This window comes from Pseudolysinimonas sp. (assembly GCF_051954455.1).
Taxonomy (GTDB): Bacteria; Actinomycetota; Actinomycetes; order Actinomycetales; family Microbacteriaceae; genus Pseudolysinimonas.
In genome coordinates this window covers 86,883-108,560 of sequence record NZ_JBQCHS010000030.1, presented here as the reverse complement: position 1 = coordinate 108,560, position 21,678 = coordinate 86,883, and the positions used below count along the sequence as shown (strand labels likewise).

The 21,678-nt window shown below is 72.9% G+C and carries 23 protein-coding genes; 10 read left to right on the top strand and 13 right to left on the bottom strand.

The window, feature by feature from the left end:
- The first annotated feature begins 3 nt into the window (after positions 1-3).
- On the top strand, positions 4-471 hold the full coding sequence (locus ACTHM3_RS13235) for a GNAT family N-acetyltransferase (protein ID WP_440406582.1): 468 nt from the start codon (positions 4-6) through the stop codon (positions 469-471).
- Positions 472-510: 39 nt separating this feature from the next.
- Here ACTHM3_RS13235 and ACTHM3_RS13230 read toward each other — a convergent pair whose 3' ends face one another.
- The 6 genes from ACTHM3_RS13230 to ACTHM3_RS13205 are packed head-to-tail and all read right to left on the bottom strand — an operon-like array spanning position 511 to position 4,401.
- Complete coding sequence (locus ACTHM3_RS13230; protein WP_440406580.1) at positions 511-993, bottom strand: VOC family protein; 483 nt, start codon at positions 991-993, stop codon at positions 511-513.
- Positions 994-1,021: 28 nt separating this feature from the next.
- A complete protein-coding gene (locus ACTHM3_RS13225; RefSeq protein WP_440406578.1) occupies positions 1,022-1,609 on the bottom strand; it encodes an N-acetyltransferase family protein in 588 nt (195 codons plus the stop codon).
- 10 nt (positions 1,610-1,619) lie between these two features.
- Positions 1,620-2,321, bottom strand: a complete 702-nt coding sequence (locus tag ACTHM3_RS13220) for a uracil-DNA glycosylase (protein ID WP_440406576.1) — start codon at positions 2,319-2,321, stop codon at positions 1,620-1,622.
- A 6-nt stretch (positions 2,322-2,327) separates the two neighbouring features.
- Positions 2,328-3,047, bottom strand: coding sequence for a Type 1 glutamine amidotransferase-like domain-containing protein (locus ACTHM3_RS13215; protein ID WP_440406574.1), 720 nt, complete (start codon positions 3,045-3,047; stop codon positions 2,328-2,330).
- Positions 3,044-3,544, bottom strand: a complete 501-nt coding sequence (locus ACTHM3_RS13210) for a phosphoribosyltransferase (RefSeq protein ID WP_440406572.1) — start codon at positions 3,542-3,544, stop codon at positions 3,044-3,046. The genes ACTHM3_RS13215 and ACTHM3_RS13210 overlap by 4 nt, the downstream gene beginning before the upstream one ends.
- Positions 3,541-4,401: an alpha/beta fold hydrolase gene (locus tag ACTHM3_RS13205; RefSeq protein ID WP_440406571.1), complete on the bottom strand. Its 861-nt coding sequence runs from the start codon at positions 4,399-4,401 to the stop codon at positions 3,541-3,543. Before ACTHM3_RS13205 ends, ACTHM3_RS13210 begins: the two co-directional genes overlap by 4 nt.
- 17 nt (positions 4,402-4,418) lie before the next feature.
- Here ACTHM3_RS13205 and ACTHM3_RS13200 point away from each other — a divergent pair, with 17 nt between their 5' ends.
- Complete coding sequence (locus tag ACTHM3_RS13200; RefSeq protein ID WP_440406570.1) at positions 4,419-5,891, top strand: MFS transporter; 1,473 nt, start codon at positions 4,419-4,421, stop codon at positions 5,889-5,891.
- 44 nt (positions 5,892-5,935) lie between these two features.
- Here the strand turns inward: ACTHM3_RS13200 and ACTHM3_RS13195 are convergent, their stop codons facing one another.
- Positions 5,936-6,730 carry an SDR family NAD(P)-dependent oxidoreductase gene (locus tag ACTHM3_RS13195; RefSeq protein ID WP_440406568.1) on the bottom strand — a complete coding sequence of 265 codons (795 nt, stop codon included), beginning with the start codon at positions 6,728-6,730 and terminating at the stop codon, positions 5,936-5,938.
- A gap of 121 nt (positions 6,731-6,851) precedes the next feature.
- Between ACTHM3_RS13195 and ACTHM3_RS13190 the strand changes: the two genes are divergently transcribed.
- Complete coding sequence (locus ACTHM3_RS13190) at positions 6,852-7,784, top strand: acyltransferase family protein (RefSeq protein ID WP_440406566.1); 933 nt, start codon at positions 6,852-6,854, stop codon at positions 7,782-7,784.
- Positions 7,785-8,101: 317 nt separating this feature from the next.
- Here ACTHM3_RS13190 and ACTHM3_RS13185 read toward each other — a convergent pair whose 3' ends face one another.
- Positions 8,102-9,715 (bottom strand): MFS transporter, encoded by a 1,614-nt coding sequence (locus ACTHM3_RS13185; protein ID WP_440406565.1) that lies wholly within the window; start codon positions 9,713-9,715, stop codon positions 8,102-8,104.
- Positions 9,712-10,278: a PadR family transcriptional regulator gene (locus tag ACTHM3_RS13180; RefSeq protein ID WP_440406564.1), complete on the bottom strand. Its 567-nt coding sequence runs from the start codon at positions 10,276-10,278 to the stop codon at positions 9,712-9,714. The genes ACTHM3_RS13185 and ACTHM3_RS13180 overlap by 4 nt, the downstream gene beginning before the upstream one ends.
- A gap of 133 nt (positions 10,279-10,411) precedes the next feature.
- On the opposite strand from ACTHM3_RS13180, the gene ACTHM3_RS13175 reads away from it, so the two are divergent.
- From ACTHM3_RS13175 to ACTHM3_RS13155, 5 genes are all read left to right on the top strand, one after another.
- Entirely contained in the window at positions 10,412-11,731 is a 1,320-nt protein-coding gene (locus ACTHM3_RS13175) for a bifunctional o-acetylhomoserine/o-acetylserine sulfhydrylase (RefSeq protein ID WP_440406563.1), read from the top strand.
- Positions 11,732-11,869: 138 nt separating this feature from the next.
- Positions 11,870-13,075, top strand: coding sequence for a homoserine O-acetyltransferase MetX (gene metX, locus ACTHM3_RS13170; RefSeq protein WP_440406562.1), 1,206 nt, complete (start codon positions 11,870-11,872; stop codon positions 13,073-13,075).
- A 73-nt stretch (positions 13,076-13,148) separates the two neighbouring features.
- A complete protein-coding gene (locus ACTHM3_RS13165) occupies positions 13,149-14,345 on the top strand; it encodes a sensor histidine kinase (protein WP_440406561.1) in 1,197 nt (398 codons plus the stop codon).
- On the top strand, positions 14,342-15,598 hold the full coding sequence (locus ACTHM3_RS13160) for a hypothetical protein (RefSeq protein ID WP_440406560.1): 1,257 nt from the start codon (positions 14,342-14,344) through the stop codon (positions 15,596-15,598). Before ACTHM3_RS13165 ends, ACTHM3_RS13160 begins: the two co-directional genes overlap by 4 nt.
- 32 nt (positions 15,599-15,630) lie before the next feature.
- Positions 15,631-16,290: a response regulator gene (locus tag ACTHM3_RS13155; protein WP_440406559.1), complete on the top strand. Its 660-nt coding sequence runs from the start codon at positions 15,631-15,633 to the stop codon at positions 16,288-16,290.
- On the opposite strand, the gene ACTHM3_RS13150 is transcribed toward ACTHM3_RS13155, so the two are convergent.
- From ACTHM3_RS13150 to ACTHM3_RS13135, 4 genes are read right to left on the bottom strand one after another with little or no spacing between them, the layout of a single operon-like run.
- Positions 16,228-17,493, bottom strand: a complete 1,266-nt coding sequence (locus ACTHM3_RS13150) for an MFS transporter (protein ID WP_440406558.1) — start codon at positions 17,491-17,493, stop codon at positions 16,228-16,230. The genes ACTHM3_RS13155 and ACTHM3_RS13150 overlap by 63 nt on opposite strands.
- The gene (locus tag ACTHM3_RS13145; RefSeq protein ID WP_440406639.1) at positions 17,490-17,822 is read right to left on the bottom strand and encodes a thiamine-binding protein; all 333 of its coding nucleotides are present in this window, start codon (positions 17,820-17,822) and stop codon (positions 17,490-17,492) included. The genes ACTHM3_RS13150 and ACTHM3_RS13145 overlap by 4 nt, the downstream gene beginning before the upstream one ends.
- 2 nt (positions 17,823-17,824) lie before the next feature.
- Positions 17,825-19,117, bottom strand: a complete 1,293-nt coding sequence (locus tag ACTHM3_RS13140; protein ID WP_440406557.1) for a glycosyltransferase 87 family protein — start codon at positions 19,115-19,117, stop codon at positions 17,825-17,827.
- A complete protein-coding gene (locus ACTHM3_RS13135; protein WP_440406556.1) occupies positions 19,114-19,929 on the bottom strand; it encodes an ADP-dependent NAD(P)H-hydrate dehydratase in 816 nt (271 codons plus the stop codon). Before ACTHM3_RS13135 ends, ACTHM3_RS13140 begins: the two co-directional genes overlap by 4 nt.
- Positions 19,930-19,951: 22 nt before the next feature.
- Between ACTHM3_RS13135 and ACTHM3_RS13130 the strand changes: the two genes are divergently transcribed.
- Together ACTHM3_RS13130 and ACTHM3_RS13125 are read left to right on the top strand one after the other, a co-directional pair.
- Positions 19,952-20,569: an HAD family hydrolase gene (locus tag ACTHM3_RS13130; RefSeq protein ID WP_440406555.1), complete on the top strand. Its 618-nt coding sequence runs from the start codon at positions 19,952-19,954 to the stop codon at positions 20,567-20,569.
- Positions 20,566-21,654, top strand: coding sequence for an NADH:flavin oxidoreductase/NADH oxidase (locus tag ACTHM3_RS13125; RefSeq protein ID WP_440406554.1), 1,089 nt, complete (start codon positions 20,566-20,568; stop codon positions 21,652-21,654). The genes ACTHM3_RS13130 and ACTHM3_RS13125 overlap by 4 nt, the downstream gene beginning before the upstream one ends.
- Positions 21,655-21,678 lie beyond the last annotated feature (24 nt).

Below are 21,678 nucleotides of genomic sequence, written 5' to 3'. Positions count from 1 at the left end.
CCCATGGACGTGCGGCTCCGCGACCTCCGCCCGGAGGACTCTGAGCCGCTGTTCGCGCTCGAGGCCGACCCGCGCGTCGCCGCGATGGCGGCCTTCGGGGCGCCGCGCACGCGCGAGACCTGGCCGGCGCACTGGGCGCTCATCACGACCGTCCCCGAGAACCGCACCTGGATCGTCGAGGCGGACGGCGCGTTCGCCGGGATGGTCTGCTGCTATCCGATGGACGGCGTGCTGCAGATCGGCTACTCGGTCGCGCCGGAGCGGTGGGGGCGCGGCATCGCCACGGCGGCCGTGCGGGCGCTGCTCGCCGAGGTCGCCGAGCGCCCCCTCGGGGGCCGGGTCGCCGAGGACAACGCCGCATCGCGTCGCGTGCTCGAGAAGGCGGGCTTCCGCCTCACCGGACGCGAGGTGACGTTCGCCGCGGCGCGCGGCGAGGACGTCACGGAGCTGGTCCTGACCCTCGCCGGGTGAGCCCGCCGAGATCGACGCGGCGCCCCGGTGTCGACGAGCTCAGCCGGCCGCGCCGTCGGGGCCCGAGCCCGCCCCCGGCTCGACGCCGTCGCCCGCGCGCTCGTGGCGGGCGGCTCCCGCGCCCAGCTCCTGGAACACCGTCACCTGCATCCCGTCGGGCGCCTCGGCCCGGGCGTTCAGCGAGTCCCACGGCGTCCGCGTGGGCGGGGCCACCGGCGTCGCCCCGGCGGCCTCGAGGTCGATCGCGGCGGCCTCCGCGTCCGTCACCTCGAACGCGACGCGGATGCGGCCGGGGAACGGGTGCGCGACCGGGTGCCCGACCTCGACCTCGTCGATGAACTCGATCTGGGCGCGGTTGGCGAGCTCGAGCGTCGCCGTCTCGATGGGCAGGATCGCGACGCGCGCACCGCCGGCGGCCTCGTAGGCCTCCGCTTCGGGCAGGCCGAGCGCCTCACGGTAGAACCGGACGGCGGCGTCGACGTCGTCGACCTCGAGGACCAGACGAAGCTGATGGACGGTCACGGGTTCCCCTCTCGATGCCTCTGAAGGCCTATCGCTTCTTCTTGAGGCTCTTCTGCAGCATGTAGGTGCCGAGCCAGCGGTCGAACTTGAACCCGACCTTGCCCATGTGCCCGACCTCGGTGAAGCCGAAACGCTTGTGCATCGCGATCGACGCCTCCGCGCCCTTGTCCGCGATCACCGCAATGACCTCCTTCATGCCGGCGTCGCGCGAGCGGTCGAGGAGCTCCCGGAACAGCGCCGTGCCGAGCCCCTTGCCGGTGGCGGCGGCGCGCAGGTAGATGGAGTCCTCGACCGTGTACCGGTAGGCCGCCTTCTCCTTCCAGGGCGACACGTTCGCGTAGCCGAGGACCTGACCGCTCGGCGACACGGCGACGATCCACGGATACCCGCCCTGGACGCCGCGACGGAACTTGTCGCGGAACTCCTTGAGCGTCAGCGCGTCCTCGTCGAAGGTGACCGTGGAGTTGGCGACGTAGTGGTTGTAGATCTCGCGCATGTCGGGCACGTCGGTCGGCTCCGCGGCGCGGATCTCGAACGCGAACTCCGGCTCCGGCTCGGGGGCGGGACGGAGGTGGCGCGGCAGTTCGCGGCGCGGGTTGTACTCCTCCTCCAGCATGCGTCCGAGCCTAGGCGAGCGCGGGCGGCGACGGCGGGAGCCGCCAGTCGACCGGAGCCGCGCCCATCCCCTCGAGCAGGGCGTTCGCCCGGCTGAACGGCCGGGAGCCGAAGAACCCGTTCGAGGCGGAGAGCGGGCTCGGGTGCGCGGAGGCGATGACGGGCGTCGCCCCCAGAAGCGGCCGCAGGGTGCCCGCGTCGCGCCCCCAGAGGATCGCGACGAGCGGCGTCCCGCGGGCGACCAGCGCGCGGATCGCGTGCTCGGTGATCGGCTCCCAGCCCTTGCCGCGATGCGATCCGCTCGACCCCGCCTGCACCGTGAGCGAGCGGTTCAGCAGCAGCACGCCCTGACGCGACCAGGCGCTCAGGTCGCCGTGCTCGGGCGTCGCGACGCCGAGGTCGTCGCGCAGCTCACGATAGATGTTCTGGAGGCTCCGCGGGACGGGGCGCACGTCCGGGTCCACGGCGAACGACAGGCCGATCGGATGCCCGGGGGTCGGGTAGGGGTCCTGGCCGACGATGAGCACGCGCACTTCGTCGAACGCCTGCTCGAAGGCGCGCAGCACGCGCCGCCCCTCGGGCAGATAGCGCCGCCCCGCCGCGGTCTCCGCGCGGAGGACGTCGCCCATCCGCGCGATCTGCGGGGCGACGGGCGCGAGGGCTCGCGCCCAGCCCGGGTCGACGAGCTCGTCGAGCGGCTTCCGGACGGTCATCCGCGACTACGCGTCGAGCGTGCCGACGAGGATGCCGGCCGCGTCGTCGAGCACCCGCCACACGTTGCCGGCGCCCGAGATCCGCAGGCCGTCGTCGTTGACGATGAGGACGGTCCCCTCGTCGATCGCGACGCCGCCCTCGACGAGACCGCCCTCGGTCGCGGCGACGAGCCGGCCGAGGGTGCCCCACTGCGCGGCGTGCACGTCGACGGCCAGGTCGACGAGACCGATGCCCTCCGCGACCGCGACCTCGTCCAGGTCCTCGGCGGTCTCCGCGGGGCAGACCGGGACGCCGTCCATGCGCCACCCGCCGACGATCGCGCGGTCGGCCGCGATCATGGCGCCCGCCGAGTAGCCGAGGTACGGCAGTCCGTCGCCCACGAGCAGGCGGATCTCGTCGATGAGCGGGTGGACCGCGGCCAGATACGCCGGGGCCAGGCCCCCGCCGACGACCAGTCCGTCGATGTCGGAGAGCACCGCGCTCGTGAAAACCTCGCCCTCCGCGATCGCGGTCACGACGGGCTGGGCCGGCGCGACGGCGGCGAACGCGGCGGCGAACTCCGCGGGGTCGCCCTCGGCGTCGTCCGGCACCACGAGGAGGACGCCGATGCGCGGGACCATCCGGCCGGAGCCCGCGGCACGGCCGGCCGCCTCCTCCAGGAACACCCCGACGACGTCGGCGTCGCCGGCCGGGCGCCAGCCGCCGCCGACCAGATGGATGCTCACGCGTCGACCACGGTGGCCGACGTCCGCGCCGTCACCGGGCCCTCGACCGACCAGGGGAAGTTGATCCAGCGGTCGGTGCGCTTCCAGACGTAGTACGGCTCCTCGATCGTCGAGGGTTTGCTGTAGATGCAGACGGTGCGGACCTCGCCGCCGCCGGCGCGCAGCAACTCGAGCACCATCGCGAGAGTGCGACCCGAGTCGGCCACATCGTCGACGAGGAGGACCCTCTTGCCGCGCAGCGAGTCCTGGTCGAGGGTCGGCGGCAGCACGACCGGCGCCTCGAGCGTCGAACCGACACCCGTGTAGAACTCGACGTTGAGGCTGCCGAGCATCTTCACGTCGAGGGCGTAACCGAGGGCGCCGGCGAGGGTGAGGCCGCCGCGCGCGATGCCGACGATCGCGTCGGGCTGGAAGCGGTCGTCGGCGATCGTCTGGGCCAGTTCGCGGGCCGCCCGGCCGAACAGCTCGTACGTCAGGACCTCGCGCTCGTCGCTCATCCCCCCATTCTGGCAAGGACCGCGTCGATCGCCGCCGGCAGCCCGCCCAGCGCCGCCACGTGACCGGCTGCATGGTCGATGCGGACCTCGGCATCCGCCACCGCCGCGGCGATCAGCTGCGCATGGGCCGGGGGGATCACCCGATCGCGGGCGCCCTGGAGCAGCACGACCGGAGCGGCGATCCGCGCGAGCTCGACGCCCCAAGGATGGGTGAACGCGACGTCGTCGTCCACGAGTCCGACCGGCCCGAACGCCGCCGCATGAACGCCCGCGTCCCGCCCGAGGGCGGCCCACTCCCCCTCCAGCGCCGCGTAGTCGGTGTCGACGAAGCTCGCCGGGTCGAACTCGTCCGTCTCGGCGTGCGCGAGGCGGGCATCCCGACCGCGGACCGCGACGCGCAACCCGCCGTCGTCGGCCATGCCCCGCCACCAGGCATCCGTGCCGTCGAAGGGCGCGGGCGACGCCTGCGCCACGACGCCGACCATCCGGCCCGGCTCGGCGAGCGCCGCCATGGCGAGGGCGTGCGGGCCGCCGCCGGAGGCGCCGAGCGCGAGGAGCCGACCGAGGCCGAGCCGGTCGGCCGCCTCCAGCGCGTCACGCGCGGAGTCGGCGACGGTCCGGCCCGGACGGGGTTCGCTCCCGCCGTACCCCGGTCGCGCGACGGCCACGATGCGCAGCCCCCGCTCGCGCGCGATGCCGAGCAGCGGCTCGTAGAGGGCGCCGGTGTGCGGCGAACCGTGATGCCAGAACAGCGCCGGGTCCTCCCGGGTGCTCGGTCCGCTGTCGTCGACGAGGATCGTGCGGCCGTCGCCGAGGTCCAGCGGGGTGAGCGGCCGTGCCGCGTCGTCGTCCGTCACGGCACTAGTCTCCGATCATGTCGGCGTCGACGCAGCGGCCCAGCGCGGGCGCGATCACCTTCCAGCTCGTCGGATTCCTCTTCCTCGTCGAGCTCACGAGCGGCATCCTCCAGGGCTACTACGTGCCGCTGGTCACCCAGATCGCGAGCAGCCTGCACGTCACGACGGCCGACTACAACTGGACGGAGGCCGCCCAGCTCCTCGTCTCCGCTCTCGTCGTGCCGGTGCTCGCGAAGCTCGGCGACATGTTCGGGCACAAGCGGATCCTGCTGATCTCGACCGCCGTGACGGCGCTCGCGAGCTGGGGTCTGGTGCTGAACGGCGGCTCGTTCGCGGTCTACCTCGTCGCGTTCGCGCTGCAGGGCTTCTACGTCGTGTGGCTGCCGCTCGAGGTGGCGCTCATCTTCGATCGCGGGCGTCGCACCGGCACCGGGGCGACGCAGACGCGGCGCGCGGCGGGCTTCCTCGTCGTGGCGCTCGAGGCCGGCGCGATCCTCGGCGCGCTCGCCTCCAGCAAGGTGTTCGCCGCGGTCGGGGGCGAGATCCCGCCGACCCTCGTCGTGCCGGCGGTGTGCGTCACGCTCGTGTTCGTCGCGATCCTGTTCGGGGTGCCCGAGTCGGAGCCGGTGCCGGGCCGGGTGCTCGACGTCGGCGGCTTCGTCCTCCTCACCCTCGCCCTGCTGTTCGTGACCGGTGGGCTGACCTTCCTCCGGCTGAACGGACCCGCCTCGTGGACGGTGTGGGTGCCGATCGCGATCGGGCTGCTACTGCTCCTCCCGTTCGGGCGGTGGGAGCTGCGCCACCGCGACCCCGCCATCGACCTCCGGGTGCTGAAGCAGCCGACGATGTGGCCGGTGCAGCTCACCGCGGGGCTGTTCGGGATCAGCGTGCTCGGAGCGCAGATCCCGCTCTCGGCGTTCGCGGCCGCGGACCCGGCGAAGGTCGGCTACGGGCTGGGGCTCGACCCGGACTCCGTCTCCTACGTCATCGGGGCCTACCTCGTCTCGCTCATCGTCGGCGCCGTGCTCTTCCCGCTGTTCTCGCGGCGGGTCTCGCCGCGGGCGGCGCTCATCGTCGCGGCGTTCCTCGTCGCGGGCGGCTACCTGCTCTTCCTGCCCCTGCACGCCGCGCTCTGGCAGGTGCTGCTCAACATGGTGATCGCGGGCATCGGGTCGGGCACGCTCGTCGCTGCTCTGCCGTCGGCGGCCGCGGCGGCAGCCCCGCGCGGACAGTCCGGGATCGCGACCGGGCTCACGAACACGACCAAGACCCTCGGCGGCGCGTTCGCCTCCGCCGTCTTCGGCGTCGTCCTGCACGCCGGGCTCTCCGGCGACGTCTCCTCGGGGGCGGGGCTCGGCAGCTACCTCATCGTCTGGACGATCTGCGGGGCCGGCGCCCTCGTCGCCGGGGCGCTGCTGTTCCTGGTCCCGCGGCGCGCCTTCGGCGACGCGGCGATGCCGGAGGTCCCGGAGCGCGAACCGGTCCTCTGAACCCGGGCGCTGATCCGGACCGCGTCGGACGGAGAACCGGACGGCTACCCCTTCGGGGCGAGCGGCGCCTTGATCACCTTGTGCGGCGCGGCCTGCGCGACGGGCTTGATCACCACCTCGTCGAGGTTCACGTGGCCGGGCAGCTCGAGCGCGTGGACGATCGCCTCGGCGATGTCGTCGGCCGAGAGCGGGTTCTCGACCCCGGCGTAAACCGCGTCCGCGCGCGCCGCGTCGCCCTTGAACCGCACGAGCGAGAAGTCGGTCTTCACCATGCCGGGGGCGATCTCGATGACGCGCAGCGGCTCGCCGGCGAGCTCGAGGCGGAGCACCTTCATGAGCGCGTGCTGCGCGAACTTCGCCGCGTTGTAGCCGGCGCCGCCCTCGTAGGCGATCGTGCCGGCGATCGACGTGACGGCGAGGATGTCGGCGTGCGCCGCTCCCCCGTCCGACGACGCGACGCGCGCGGCCGCCCGCAGCGCGGGCAGGAGCGCGGCGATCATCCGCTGCGTGCCCAGCACGTTGGTCTCGAACATCGTGCGCCAGTCGTCGAGGTCCGCATCCTCCACCGAGTCGAGGCCGAGCGCGCCGCCCGCGTTGTTGACGAGCGCGTCGAGCCGGCCGCCGAGCCGGGACCCCACCGCGTCGACCACCGTCTGCACGCCCCACGGGTCGGTGACGTCGGCGACCACCGGGATCACGCCCGCCTCCGCCTCCAGGGTCGCGAGCCGCTCCGCGCGGCGGGCGACGCCGAGCACCGTCCAGCCGTGCGCGGCGAGCAACCGGGATGCGGCCTCCCCGATTCCGGAGCTGGCACCCGTGACGACGACCGAAGGAGACATGCCCCCTACGTTAGGGGGATGTCGATCGCCTCCCCGGCGGTGCCGACGTCGGCGCCCGCGAAGGTGCGCGTCCCGTTCTGGGACAACGCCCGCTTCCTCACCGTCCGTCTACCCGTTCCACATGCCCGCGTTCGCGATGATCAGCGGCCACTTCTCGAAGGCGTCGCCGCCGAGCTCGCGGCAGATGCTCAAGGTGCTGACCGACATCGTCGTCCCGTATGTGATCTTCCAGTCGATCTGGTCGGGCGTGCAGTGGATCTTCGAGGGCGACACGAACCTCGATCTCGCGCAGCCGCACTGGACGCTCTGGTTCCTGCTCTCGCTCGCGGTGTTCCGGATCCTCATGCCGTACCTCGTGCTGCTGCGGTTCCCGCTGCTCTGGGCGGTCGTCCTGTCGGTCGCGGTGGGCTACTCCCCCGGCGTCGACTCGACGCTCTCGCTCGCCCGGACGGTGGGGATCCTGCCCTTCTTCGTGCTCGGCTGGCAGCTGCGGCAGTGGAAGCTCGCCGACCGGTGGATGGCGCTGAAGGCCTCCGTCTGGCTGTTCCGGCTCGCCGCCGTCGTGGTCTTCGCCGCGTGGTTCGTCGCCGTGGTCGTCAACATCCGCGCCTTCCGCGTCCTCAGCGTGCACTGGTTCTTCTACGACGACTCGTACTCGGGGCTGGACGCGCAGCAGTGGTGGGCCGGCTTCGTGCGGCTCGGGCTCATCCTGCTGGCGGCGGCCCTGAGCGCCGCATTCTTCGCGCTGATCCCGCGGAGCGAGACGTTCTGGACGGCGTTCGGGCAGGCGACGATGTACGTCTACCTGCTGCACTCGTTCGTCCTCTATCCGATCCGCGAGTCCGGGATCCTCACGGACGATCACGCCTCGGCGACCTGGCTGTTGACGATGGTCTTCGCGTCGATCGCGATCGCCATCGCCCTGTCGAGCCCGCTGGTGCGCCGGGTGTTCCGGCCGATCGTCGAGCCGAAGCCGAGGTGGCTCCTCATCCGACGGGAGGAGCCGGTGGGACCGTCACGCGTCGACCCCACCGGCTCCCGCCGCGACCGCTGACCCGCGTCGATCCCGGTGCCCGGCCCGGCGCACACCGGCCCGGCGATCCGCCCGGCGCCGCGGGGGCGGCACCGCGCACGCCGGCCCCGCAGCGTCCCCGCCACGTCCCCGCACGTCCCCGCCATCCCCGCCATCCCCGTCGAAAGTTCAGGTCGTTCGCGGCGCGTCCGGACCAGCGACAGCGGAATCGCCGCTGATCACCTGAACTTCTGACGGGGACGGCGACCACGGGACGGCGACCGGTGCGCGGCGACCGGTGCGCGGCGACCGAGCAGCGGGCGGGCGGGCGCGACCGCTGATCCGCGGTCGCCGGCGGCTCAGTAGCCGCGCGAGATCCGCTTCGGCAGCGTGAAGACGAGGACGAAGGCGGCGATCGCGAAGACCGCGCTCGTGAACAGGGCCCAGGCCGCACCCGCGCCGAAGCCGTGGGCCAGGTTGTGGTCGACCACCGTCTTGAGGGCGGCCTTCACCGCGTCCTTCCCCTGTGCTCCGTACTTCTGGCCGGCCTCCGCGATCTGCGCCTTCGTGGGGCCGAACGAGCTCGGGAGGCTGCCGAAGAGGATCGAGCCGATCACCGCGATGCCGATGGCCGCGCCGATCCGCTGGGCGGTCCCGATGACGCCGGAGGCCGCCCCCGCCTCCGGTCGGTCGACGGTCGCGACGATGAACTGCGCGTTCGGGGCGATGAACAGGCCGGAGCCGAAGCCCGCGACGAGGAGGCCGGGCAGCAGCTCCCAGTTGGTGATGTCGAGAGGCGACACCCGCCACACGATCAGCCAGGTCGTGATGAGCCCGATGCTGACGAGCGCGGTGCCGATGATGAGCACGGTGCGACCGAGTCTCGCAGCGAGACGGTTCGACTGCGACGCGCCCACGATGCTGCCGATCGCGAACGGGATGGAGACGAGCCCCGACTCGAGCGCCGTGTGCTGCAGACCCGACTGCCAGAACAGCGAGATCGTGAAGAAGATGCTGGTGAACGCGGCGAAGTAGACGAGCGCGAGGATCACGCCGCCCGTGAAGGCCGGATGGGTGAAGAGGTGCGGCGGCACCAGGGGCGTCGTGCGCCCACGCCGCGCGACCCCGACCTCCCAGAGCGCGAACAGCACGAGCAGCAGGACGCCGCCGCCGAGCGAGAGCCACGTCCAGAGCGGCCAGCCCTCGTCCTGCCCCTGGATGAGCGGGACGAGGATCGCGGTCAGCGCCCCGGCCAGCAGCACGAAGCCGACCAGGTCGACGCCCTTCGCCTCGCCGCCCTCGGCTCCCGCGGGCAGGAGCAGGAGCGCCGCGACGAACGCGATCACGCCGAACGGGAGGTTGACGAAGAAGATGTACCGCCAGCCGTGCTCGTCGCCGAGCCACTGGATCAGCAGGCCGCCGACGATCGGGCCGAGAGCGGTGGACACGCCGATGACGGCGCCCATGATGGCGAAGGCCCGCCCGCGCACCCGCCCCGGGAACATCAGCTGGATCAGCGCGGTGACCGGCGGGAAGAAGATGCCGCCGGCGAGGCCCTGCACGACCCGCGCGGCGATCAGCTCGCCGGAGCTCTGCGACATCCCCGCCGCGAAGCTCGCGACGGTGAAGAGCGCGATGCCGACGACGAAGACCCACTTGTGCCCGAGGCGGTCGCCGATGCGGCCGGCGGGGATGAGCGCGAGCCCGTAGGCGAGCGCGTAGCCGGAAACGATCCACGACAGGGTCGACTCGTCGGCGTGGATGCTGGTGCGGATCACCGGCAGCGCGACGTTGACGATCGTCGTGTCGAGCAGCGCCATCGACGTGCCGAGCAGCACCACGGCGAAGGCCAGCCAGGTGCGGCGGGTGACCGGCGCCTCGCTGAGCGGGAGCGCGTGCGCGTGCTCGCCGTGCGCATGCGCGTGGGCGCCGTGGGCGGCGTGCTCCGCGCGGGTGGGGGTCGGGTCGGTCATCGGTCGTCCTTCCGGGACTTCTCGTGGGCGAGCAATTCGGGCAAGCGGGAGACGAGCTCCTCGAGCCACGCGATGTCGGCGCGCAGCCGGGCGGCCTTGTGCTGCATCACGTGCTGCTCGAGGGGGCTGAGGTACTGCTCGATCATGGCGTCGCGGGCCTCGTTGGAGGCCAGCATGGCGCGCAGCTCCGACAGTCGTGCGGCGACGAGGTCGGGGATGCGGTCGGCCTGCTCGAGGTCGGGGCGGCTCATGGCGAGATCGAACGGGTCGGCGCGGTAGACGATCTCACGGAGGCCCTGCTCGCGCAGCTGCGCGAGAGCGATGCTCCCCGCCCGCGTGATGCGCCACACGAGCCGCTCCGGGTAGGAGCCCGATCGCTCGGTCCGCGCCTCCTCGATCAGGCCCTCGGCCGCGAGACGCTTGAGCGCACCGTAGAGGCCGCCGACGGTGACCTCGGTCCACTCGTCGATGTGCTCCTTCTCGGCCAGCTGACGGAGCTGGTGCCCGTGCATCTCGCCCTCGTCGGCGAGCGCACCGAGGATGTAGAGGCGGATGCTGGACACGAAACTACTCTCGCGAAAGCAGTCGCGTGTGTCAAGCGGAGACCACGCCGTCTGTGACGCCGTGTGTCGTCGTCGTTGCCGACGCACCAGCCGCCTGCGTACCTTGGCTCGCGAATCCGAAGAAGGGACCATCGTGGCCGACGACTGGAAGTTCGAGACCAAGCAGATCCACTCCGGGGCGGCACCCGACCCGGTCACCAACGCACGCGCGACGCCGATCTACAAGACGACGTCGTATGTCTTCAACAGCGCCGACCACGCGAAGAACCTCTTCGCGCTCGCCGAGTTCGGCAACATCTACACGCGCATCATGAACCCGACGCAGGACGTCGTGGAGCAGCGCGTCGCCGCGCTCGAGGGCGGCACCGCCGCGCTCGCCACGGCCTCCGGCTCGTCGGCGATCACCTACGCCGTGCTCAACATCGCGCAGGCGGGCGACCACATCGTCTCGTCGAGCTCCATCTACGGCGGCACCTACAACCTCTTCAAGTACACGCTCGCGAAGCTCGGCATCGAGGTCACCTTCGTCGAGAACCAGGACGACTCCGAGGAGTGGCGCCGCGCGGTGCGGCCGAACACGAAGCTGTTCTTCGCCGAGACGATCGGCAACCCGAAGATCAACATCCTCGACATCGAGACCGTCGCGGGGGTCGCGCACGAGAACGACCTGCCGCTCATCGTCGACAACACGATCGCGACGCCGTACCTCATCCGTCCGTTCGAGCACGGCGCCGACATCGTCGTCCACTCGGCCACGAAGTTCCTCGGCGGCCACGGCACGGTCATCGCCGGCGTGATCGTCGACGGCGGGAAGTTCCCGTGGTCGCAGCACGTCGACAAGTTCCCGGGCCTCACCGAGCCGGACCCGTCGTACCACGGCGCCTCCTACACCGGCGTGCTCGGCGACGGGATCGCCTACGTCATCAAGGCGCGCGTGCAGCTGCTCCGCGACACGGGTGCCGCCCTCTCGCCCGACTCGGCGTTCACGCTCATCCAGGGCATCGAGACGCTGTCGCTGCGCATCGAGCGCCACGTGGAGAACGCGCAGGCGATCGCCGAGTGGCTCGAGAACCACCCGGACGTCGCCTCGGTCAACTACTCGGGTCTGCCGTCGAGCCCCTGGTACGCGGCCGCCAACCGGTACGCGCCGAAGGGCGTGGGCGCCGTGCTCTCCTTCGAGCTGAAGGGCGGCGTCGACGCGGGCCGCACGCTCGTCGAGAGCGTGAACCTGTTCAGCCACCTGGCGAACATCGGCGACGTGCGCTCGCTCATCATCCACCCGGCGTCCACGACCCACTCGCAGCTCACCCCGGAGCAGCAGCTCACGACCGGCGTCACCCCCGGTCTCGTGCGCCTCTCCATCGGGCTCGAGAACGTGGAGGACCTCAAGGCGGACCTCGAGGCCGGCTTCGCGGCCGCGCGCGCGAACTCGGCGGCGAACGCGAACGCGTAACGCCTCACTCCAGCGGGTCGAGTAGCGCCGCAGGCGCGTATCGAGACCTCCCTCCGCGCGGGGGTCTCGATACGCCGCTTCGCGGCTGCTCGACGCGCTCGTGCGTAACGGGGCCGGCGCACCCGGGAGAATGGGACCGTGGACTGGCAGACACCCGAGGATGCGGTCCCCTCGGCGTTCGTCACCGAGTCCAACCGCCGCGCCCTCGCCGCGCTCCCGCCCGCGACCGGCGCCTGGCGCCTCGGCGATCCCGCGGGCGACCGTCTCTTCGCGGGCATCGGCGACGTGCCGCTCGAGCGCGGCGGCGTCGTCCCCGACGCCGTCATCGCCTACGAGACCTGGGGCGAGCTGAACGCCGCCGGCGACAACGCGGTCCTCGTCCTCCACGCGCTCACCGGCGACAGCCACGTCATCGGACCCGCCGGCCCCGGGCATCCGACGGCCGGATGGTGGTCCGGCATGGTCGGCGCGGGCGCACCCCTCGACCCGGCCGAGTGGTTCATCGTCGCGCCCAACATGCTGGGCGGCTGCCAGGGGTCCACCGGCCCCGCCTCCATCGCGCCCGACGGCGAGGAGTGGGGCGCGCGATTCCCGTACCTGACCATCCGCGATCAGGTCGAGGCGCAGCGGCTCTTCGCCGAGCGCATCGGGATCGAGCGCTGGGCGCTCGTCATCGGCGGATCGATGGGCGGGATGCAGGCCCTCGAGTGGGCCGTGACGCACCCGGAGCGCGTCGAGCGGCTGGCGGTGCTCGCCGCTCCCCCGATCTCCAGCGCCGACCAGATCGCGCTGAACTCGGTGCAGTCGGAGGCGATCCGGATGGATCCCGCCTTCGACGGCGGCGCCTACTACGACGCGCCCGACGGCGGAGGCCCGCACCGCGGCCTCGCGCTCGCCCGCCGCATGGCGCTTCTGAACTACCGCTCGCCGACCGAGCTCAACGATCGCTTCGAGCGCTCCTGGCAGTCAGGTCTCAGCCCGCTCGGCGGGGGCGGCGTGTTCGCCGTCGAGAGCTACCTCGGATTCCACGGCAACAAGTTCACGCGCCGCTTCGACGCCAACAGCTACCTCGTGCTCGTGGACGCGATGAACTCGCACGACGTGGGCCGCGACCGCGGCGGCGTGGCGGCGGCGCTCGCCCGCGTGACCGCGCGCACGCTCGTGCTCGGGGTCGACAGCGACCGGCTGTTCCCGGTGCCCGGGCAGCAGATCATCGCCCGGCACATCGCCGGCAACATCGACGGCGACGCCCCGGTCGTCGTCTCCTCGCCCTACGGGCACGACGCGTTCCTCATCGAGGACGCGCTCGTCGGCGCCGAGCTCCGCCGTCTTCTGGCCCGCTGACCACCCGCTCCCGACGCGACACAGGGCGCGGCACCCCCCGTCCGGGTGCCCCGGTAGGCAAGAATCGGGTGCGATGGATCTCATCTCCAAGGAGCGCGACCAGCTCCTGCAGCGCGCCGCGCGCGTCTGGGGGCTGAGCTTCACCGCGGTCTCGCTCATCTGCTTCGTACTGCCCGGGGCGACTCCGAGCCGGGTGCTGCTCGTCGGCGTCCCGATCTACGTCGTGCTCGGCGCGTTCCAGTTCCTCATGGGCTGGATGCGTCCGACGCTCTGGGCCCTCCTCTCCGTCGCCGCCGGCATCGCGATCGTCGGAGCCGTCGACGTCCTGTCGACGACCAGCCCGACCCCGGCCGCGCAGGCGTCCCTCATCGAGCTGACCGCTGCCGCCGTCCCGGCCGCGGCACTCGTCCTCGTGAACTCCTGGTGGCGGATCGTGCTCCTCGTGGTCTCGTTCGCCGCGGTCGGCGCGGCCGTGGAGCTGACGGCGCCGGACCTCGCGACCGGCCTCCGCACCGGAGCCCTCGTGGTCGTGGGGTGGGCTCTCCCGGCGCTCGTCGGTGCGTGGATCATGGCCGCCGTCCCGCAGGCCGCCAAGCGCATCGCCAGCATCGGCCGCGCCCACCGGGCGGAGCGTCAGGCGAGCGAGCTCGAGGCGCAGCGCCGCCAGGGCGCGCGCCTCCTCCACGACACGGTCCTCGCGACGCTCACCCTGCTCGCCCACTCCGGCGTCGGCGTCACCCCCGACGCGCTGCGCGAGCAGGCGAAGGAGGACGCCCAGCTCCTGCGCCAGCTCCGGCTCGGCACCAGCCCGAACGTCCCCGACGGTCAGGCCCAGGTCGGCACCGGGACCTCGCCCGTGCCCGTCCCGGAGGAGCCGGTGCTCGGCACGACGCTCGCCTCGGTCAAGCAGCGGTTCGGACGGATGGGCCTGCAGGTGAGCTGGCACGGCGCCGGGCAGGTGCTCCTGCCGAGCCACACGCTAGACGCGTTCCTGCTGGCGCTCGCCGAGTGCCTCGAGAACGTGCGCCGCCACTCCGGGGTGACCGAGGCGCACGTGACGATCACCGACGACGAGACGACGGTGCGCGCGATGGTCACCGACTCGGGGGTGGGCTTCGACATCGCCGACATCGAGGCGACGAAGCTCGGCTTCACGGAGTCGGTGGTCGGGCGCCTGCGCGAGGTGGGCGGCACGGCGCGGCTGTTCTCGGCTCCCGGATCGGGCACCACCGTCGTGCTCGAGGTGCCCCGGGCGGAGGTGACGTCGTGACGTTCACCGCCCCCGAGGAGAACACCCTCGGCGCGATCGTCGGCAACGCCCGACGCCGGGTCAGCAGCACCGCCCGTCGGGTCGGCCGGGCGAGTGCTCACCGGGGCACGCTGGGCACCGCGTTCCTCGGCCTCGGCGCCGCGATCGTCGTGTGCCTCCGCACCGTCTACGGTCTGAGCTGGTTCGCCGCCCTCTGGCCGAGCTACCCTCGGCCGGAGTTCGCCGTCGCGTCCTGGCTCGTGCTCATCGCCATCATCGTGCTCGCGATCGTCGCCTCGCGCGCGATCGGCGACCGGCTCCCCGACTGGATGTTCGCGGTCTTCCTCGCGGGGGTCGCGGCATCGACCGTGCTCGACCTGGTTGCCATCTGGGAGCTGCACGACATCGGGAGGAACGCCACCGCGGGCCTCGCGGCAGGCATGGCGCTCCTGCTGCTCGTGACCCTGCGCGGCCGCGCCGAGCTCGTCGTCGCCACGAGCACACTCGGGGTCGGACTCGCGATCGCGATGTTCCTCGATGCTCTCCCCGACGACCCGATCGACGCCGCGTGGATCGCGCCGCAGGTCACCGGCGTCGCGCTCGCGGTTCTCCCGACGATCATCGGCGTCGTCGTCGTGGAGACGTTCCGGCGCCTGGTGCAGGTGGAGCTCGACCGCGTGCTCGTGCAGAGCACCGTCCAGGCCCCGCGCTTCGCGGTCGGCATGCTCGCCTCGGAAGAGCTCGCCCGCCTCGACCTCGCCGCCGAGGAGCTGCTCGAGTCGGTCGCGAACCGCAAGGTCGTGCTGCCCCTCATCCCGAAGAACGCGTCGATCGCGGCGCAGCTCGCGACCGAGCTCCGCCTCCACCTCATCGAGGGACGGCGCGAGACCTGGCTCTACCACGCGATCACCGAGTCGGAGATGCTCGGCCGCTCCGTCACGCTCGTCGACAAGTCGGCGCTCGCCGGCCTGCTCGACCCCAACCAGCGCGACGGCCTCCTCTCGACCGCCTGGCTGCTCGTCAGCGAGAACCTCAAGCCGAGCCAGAACCGCACCCTGACGATCCAGCTCGGGCCGGTGACGCCCGGCGGCGAGGTGCCCGACCGCAAGATCCTCGTCCCGATCGTCATCACGACGACCGGTGTGGCACGGAATCGTGTCGACTCGGGCGTCTGGGACGCCCTGAGCCGGGTCGGGCGCTACTCTGACTCCACTCAGGACGGCAGTCTGCGCGTCGACATCCAGTGCCTCGTCGACAACCCCGCCGATCAGTGATCCCTCCCCCGAGACCGACCCAAGGAGTGCTCGTGGCCCCCATCCGCCTCGCCATCGTCGACGACCACAAGATGCTGCTCGGCGCGCTCACGGAGTGGATCCGCAGCGCCGCCTCCGACATCGACATGGTCGGCGCCTTCGCCACCTGGCCGGAGCTGCTGACGAGCCCGGCGTTCCCGGTCGACGTGGTGCTGCTCGACCTCGACCTGAAGGACAACATCCCGGTCGCGCTGAAGATCTCGACGCTCAAGACGACCGGTGTGCGCGTCGTGCTCATGAGCACCTACTCCGAGCCGAACGTCGTGCGCGAGGCGCTCGCGGCCGGTGCGCTCGGCTACCTCGTCAAGAGCGAGGACGCGGGCATGATCGTCGAGGCGATCCGCGCCGCCGCGCAGGGCGAGAGCTTCATCTCGGCCGAGCTCGACCTCGCGCTGAACGCGGGCGACATCGGCGGCGCGCCGAAGCTGAGCGCGCAGGAGCGCCGCGTCATGGCGCTCTACGGCGGCGGCGAGCCGGTCAAGTCGGTGGCCTACCAGCTCGGCATCTCCGAGGAGACCGCGAAGAGCTACCTCAAGCGCATCCGCGAGAAGTACCGCGTGGCCGGCATCGACGTCGGCACCAAGGTCGCGCTACGGAAGCGGGCGATCCAAGACGGCATCCTCATCCAGGACGCGCCCTCCGGCTCCTTCTGAGCGCCTCCGCGAGCGGCTCTCCAGCACCCCGCTGAGCACCGCGAACACGACTCCCGGCACGCACATCGCGAGACCGAGCCACGGGGTCGCCGCGTAGCCGTAGCCGGCCGCGATCACGGCGCCGCCGAGGAACGCGCCCAGGCTGTTGCCGAAGTTGAGGGCCGAGTGGTTGGCGGCCGCCGCGAGCGTCTGGCTCTCGGGCGCGACCTCCAGGAGTCGGGTCTGGATCGCGACCGCGAGAATCCCCGTGACGGCGCCGAGCAGGAACCCGCTCACGAACACGCCGACCGGCGTCGCGATCACGAGACCGATAACGACGAACGAGGCGATCGTCATCGCGAAGCCGATCATGAGCCCGCGGAACGCGTGCCGGTCGGCGAGCGGGCCGCCGGCGAAGTTGCCGGCCGTCATCCCGACGCCGAACAGGACCAGCACGATCGGCACCGCGTCCGCCGGCAGGCCGACGAGACGCGTCGTGATGGGGGCGATGTAGCTCTCCACCGCGAACAGGCCGCCGAGGCCGATCATCCCCGTGAGCAGGGCGAACCAGACCTGGGGATGCCGGAATCCGCGCAGCTCCCGCGCCGGCGTCGCGCCCGGGTCGCCCGGGGACGACGGCACGAGCCACAGGATCGCCGCGAACGAGAGCGCGAAGACGACGGCGACCGCGACGTACGCCCAGCGCCAGCCCACGGACTGGCCGAGGAAGGTGATGGCCGGCACGCCGACGATGTTGGCGACCGACAGACCGCCGATCACGAAGGCGATGCCCCGGCCCTGCTTGCCTGGCCCGAGCAGCCGCGCCGCGACGAGCGAGGCGACGCCGAAGTACGCGCCGTGCGGCAGCGCCGCGACGAAGCGGGCGATCACGAGCGCCTCGAAGGTCGGCGCGAGCGCCGACCCGATCGAGCCGACGACGAACGCCGCGATCGCGGCGAGGAGCAGCGCCCGCCGCGGTGCCCGCGCGGCGAAGATCGCGATGGTCGGGGCTCCGACGACGACGCCCGCCGCGTAGGCGGAGATGACGAGCCCGGACCGGGCGATCGCCTGGTCGTGGTGCGCGGCGTCGAGTCCCGGCAGCAGCGCGGACGCGATCTGCGGGAGGAGTCCGGACGCGACGAACTCGGTGGAGCCGATCCCGAACCCGCCGAGGGCGAGCGCGAGGAGCGCGAGGCGGGTGCGTCCGGGCGTCAGGCCCGTCACGCGTCGCCGAGCGCGCGCTCGACCCGCTCGACCTTGCCGGTCAGCTCGCCCGTGTGGCCGGGGCGGATGTCGGCCTTCAGCACGAGCGACACGCGCGACCCGTACGCGCCGACCGCCTCGGTCGCGCGCTTCACGACGTCGAAGACCTCGTCCCACTCGCCCTCGATCGTGGTGAACATCGCGTCGGTGCGGTTCGGGAGCCCCGACGCGCGCACGATCCGTACGGCCGCCGCGACCGCGTCGTGCACGGAGTCCTCCGGCGTGCCCGCGGGGCGCGGGGCGCCGTCGGGGCGATCGCCGCTCGGGGCGACGGAGAAGGCGACGAGCATGGTCACTCCCGGAGTGCGAGTCGAGGGGGACGGCCGCCGAGGATCGCCGGCAGCCACTCCCCATCCTCCCCGACCGGACGCGCGACGCGCCGGACGAGCAGCGTGAGGGCCCAGACGAAGAGCCCGAGGAGCAGGAGGTTCCGCACCGTCAGCACGAGGACGAGGGTCGGATCCACGTTCAGGAGCCGCCCGTAGAACATCGGGTAGATGACCTGGGTCAGGATCGCGATCACGAGCGTCAGGCCGGCCGGTCCGGCGAACGACTGGCCGCGCCCCGTCGCGCGGACCGCGAGCCCCAGCACGATCGGGACCGCGATCCAGCCCACGTACTGCGGCGATCCGACCTTGTTGGCGACGATGAGCGCCGTCGTGAACCCGAGCGCCATCGCGGGCAGGATCTCGGCGGCGTCGGACCCGCGCCGTGCCGCGACGATGCCGAGGACGAGCACCGCCCCGACCGCGAGCACGAGGAGCGGCGTCGCGAGGGCGGCGGTGCCCGCGACGCCCGGTCCGCGCACCTGATAGGTCAGGATCCCGAGGTCGTAGTAGACGGAGATGGGGCCGCCCGGGTGCAGCGCCGCCGACCACATCCACGGCGTCGCGAGGCCGGACTCGATCTGCAGGCCCCGTCCCGACTGCTCGGTGACGAACGACAGCAGGTGAGCGGCCCCGCCGAGCAGGAGCGTCACGGCGACGACGACGACCGTCAGCACGACCGCGCCGAGCAGCACCTCGAAGCGCCGGCGCACGGCGACGACCGCGGCGGCGACGAGCGCCGCCGGCCAGACCTTGACCCACGCCCCGACGGCGAGCAGCGCCCCCGCGGTGCGCGGCGCCCGGGCCAGCAGCAGCACCCCGATCAGCGCGGGCGCGGTCGCGAGGGAGTCGATCCGGGTGAGGGCGATCGGCCCGAGCAGCAGCAGGAACACGAGCCACCACCACGCGGCCGGCGCCCGCCGACGCTCCGGGTCGCCGTGCACGACGAACGCGAAGGCGACCGCGTCGACGACGAACACGATGCCGAGCCAGATCGGCGCGACGAACGCCGGGCCGAGCGCGTCGGCCGCGATCATGGGCGGCAGCGCGAGGATCGGGTAGACCCACGGCAGCTGCAGCCCCACCCAGCGCCCCGTCTCGAACCCGTGCTGAACCCAGATCGGGTAGGTGGTGCGGACGTCGCCGATGCCGCTGCCGTCGGGGTACGAGAAGGCGGCGACGCCGACGATCAGGTGCACCAGCACGAACGCGATCCACAGCGGCAGCGGATGCCGGAGCGCGCGGGACGCCGCCGTCACGCGGCGAGCAGTTCGGCGATGACGCGCGGCAGCGCGGCGGCGAGGTCGAGGACCGTCAGCGGACCGCCGCCGCTCGCGCGCTCGGCGGCGAGCCCGTGGAGCACGGCCCCCGTGGCGGCGAGCCGCGCGACGACGGCCGGGTCGTCGGCGATCGCGGCGGCATGGGTCGCGAGGAGCGCGCCGAGCACCCCGGCGAGCGCGTCACCCGCGCCGGCGGTCGCGAGCCAGGCCGGGGCGCTCCGCACGCGGAGGACCTCGCCCTCCGGCGTCGCGACGTGCGTGGTGTGGCCCTTGAGCAGCACCGTGGCGCCGAGGGCGGCCGCGGCATCCCGCGCGGCGCGCTCGGGATCGGCCCGGACCGCCTCGACCGAGCTCCCGACCGCGCGCGCCAGCTCCCCCGCGTGGGGCGTCAGCAGTACGGGACCGCGCGCCCGGTCGTGCAGGTCGAGCGCCCCCGCGTCGAGCACGACCGCCACCTCCTGCCCCAGGGCGTGGACGAGCTGCGCGTGCTCCGCGTCGTCGCGCCGGGCGGCCTCCTGCCCCGACCCGAGCACCCAGGCCTGCACCCGCCCGTCGGCCGTCACGACCTCCGGGCGGCGCTGCAGCACGAGCCCGGACGGCCGCTCCGGCCCGAGGTAGCGGATCATCCCGACCCCGGTGCGCGCGGCGGCCTCGACGCCCAGGACGGCGGCCCCCGGGTAGCGCTCCGACCCGGTCACGAAGCCGACCACGCCGCGCGCGTACTTGTCGTCGTCGGGGCCGGGGACGGCGATCCAGCGGGCCGCGTCGACGGGGCCGAAGAACGCGTCCATGCAGCCACGATAGTTTGGCGACGTGGCCATCAGCATCCCCGACCGGGTCGTCGTCTTCGACTACGGGGAGGTCATCTCCCGGAGCCCCTCGGCGACGTCCCAGGCCGAGCTGGTCGCGCTCGCCGGCGTCGACGAGGCGTCGTTCCGCGCCGCCTACGACCGCCACCGGCACGCGCTCGACCAGGGCCGGCTGAGCGTCGTCGAGTACTGGCGCGCCATCGAGCGCGAGACCGGCGCGAACTGGAGCCTGGCCCGCGTCCACGAGCTGTGGGCCCGCGACTTCACGAGCTGGTTCGATCCGGAGCCCGCGGTTCTCGACCTCCTCGCCGAGCTCCACGACGGCGGCACGCGCCTGGCGCTGCTGTCGAACGCGGGCTTCGACTTCGGCGACCCGTTCCGCTTCTCGCCGCTCGGCTCGCTGATGGAGACCGTCATCGTGAGCGCGGAGCTCGATCTCATCAAGCCGGACCCCGAGATCTATCGCCGCGCCATGGCCGAGCTCGGCACCGACCCGACGGGCACGGCGTTCATCGACAATCGCGCCGACAACGTCGAGGCCGCCGCGGCCCTCGGCATCGCGACGCACCACTTCACCGGGGTGGCCGGGCTGCGCGCGTTCCTCCAGGGCCTGGCCTCGTGACGCGCCTGTTCGAGCCCTACGCGCTCCGCGACGTCACCGCGCGCAACCGCATCTGGGTCTCCCCGATGTGCCAGTACCAGTGCCGGGAGCACGACGGCATGCCGGGCGACTGGCACCTCATGCACCTCGGCCAGTTCGCCGTCGGCGGGGCGGGGCTCATCCTCACCGAGGCGACCGCGGTCGAGGCGATCGGCCGCATCTCGCCGCGCGACACCGGCATCTGGACCGACGCGCAGGCCGCCGCCTGGCGGCGCATCGTCGACTTCGTGCACGCCCAGGGCGCCCCGATCGGCATGCAGCTCGCGCACGCCGGGCGCAAGGCCTCGTCGTGGGCGCCGTGGGACGAGGACGGCCGGCGCGGGCACCAGCCGGAGGGGGCGGGCGGCTGGAGCACGGTCGCTCCGTCGGCGCTGCCCTTCGGCACGCATCCCGTGCCGCGGGCGCTGACCAGCGACGAGGTCGCCGCACTGCCCGCGACGTTCGCCGCGGCGGCCGAGCGCGCGGTGGGCGCGGGATTCGACCTCCTCGAGCTGCACGCGGCGCACGGCTACCTGCTGCACCAGTTCCTGTCGCCGCTCAGCAACCGGCGGGACGACGCCTACGGCGGCTCGACCGAGAACCGAGCGCGACTCCTGCTCGACATCGTGCGGGCCGTGCGCGCGCGGATCCCCGCCGGGATGCCGCTCCTCGTCCGCGTCTCGGCGAGCGACTGGACCCCGGGCGGCCTCGAGCCGGCGGAGGTCGGGGAGATCGCCGGCTGGGCGCGGGAGGCGGGGGCCGACCTCGTCGACGTCTCGTCCGGCGGGCTCGTCGGCGCGCAGCGGATCCGCACCGGGCCGGGCTACCAGGTCCCGTTCGCCGCGACGGTGCACCAGGTGTCGGGAGCCCCGGTCGGCGCCGTGGGCATGCTCACCGAGGCGCACCAGATCGCCGACATCGTCGACTCCGGGATGGCCGAGATCGTGCTCCTCGCGCGGGAACTGCTGCGCGATCCGCACTTCCCGCTCCGCGCCGCCGACGAGCTCGGCGTCGACGTCCCCTGGCCGGGGGCCTACGAGCGAGCGCGCCCCACGCGGGTCGAGTAGCCCGCGCAGCGTCCGACACTCGAC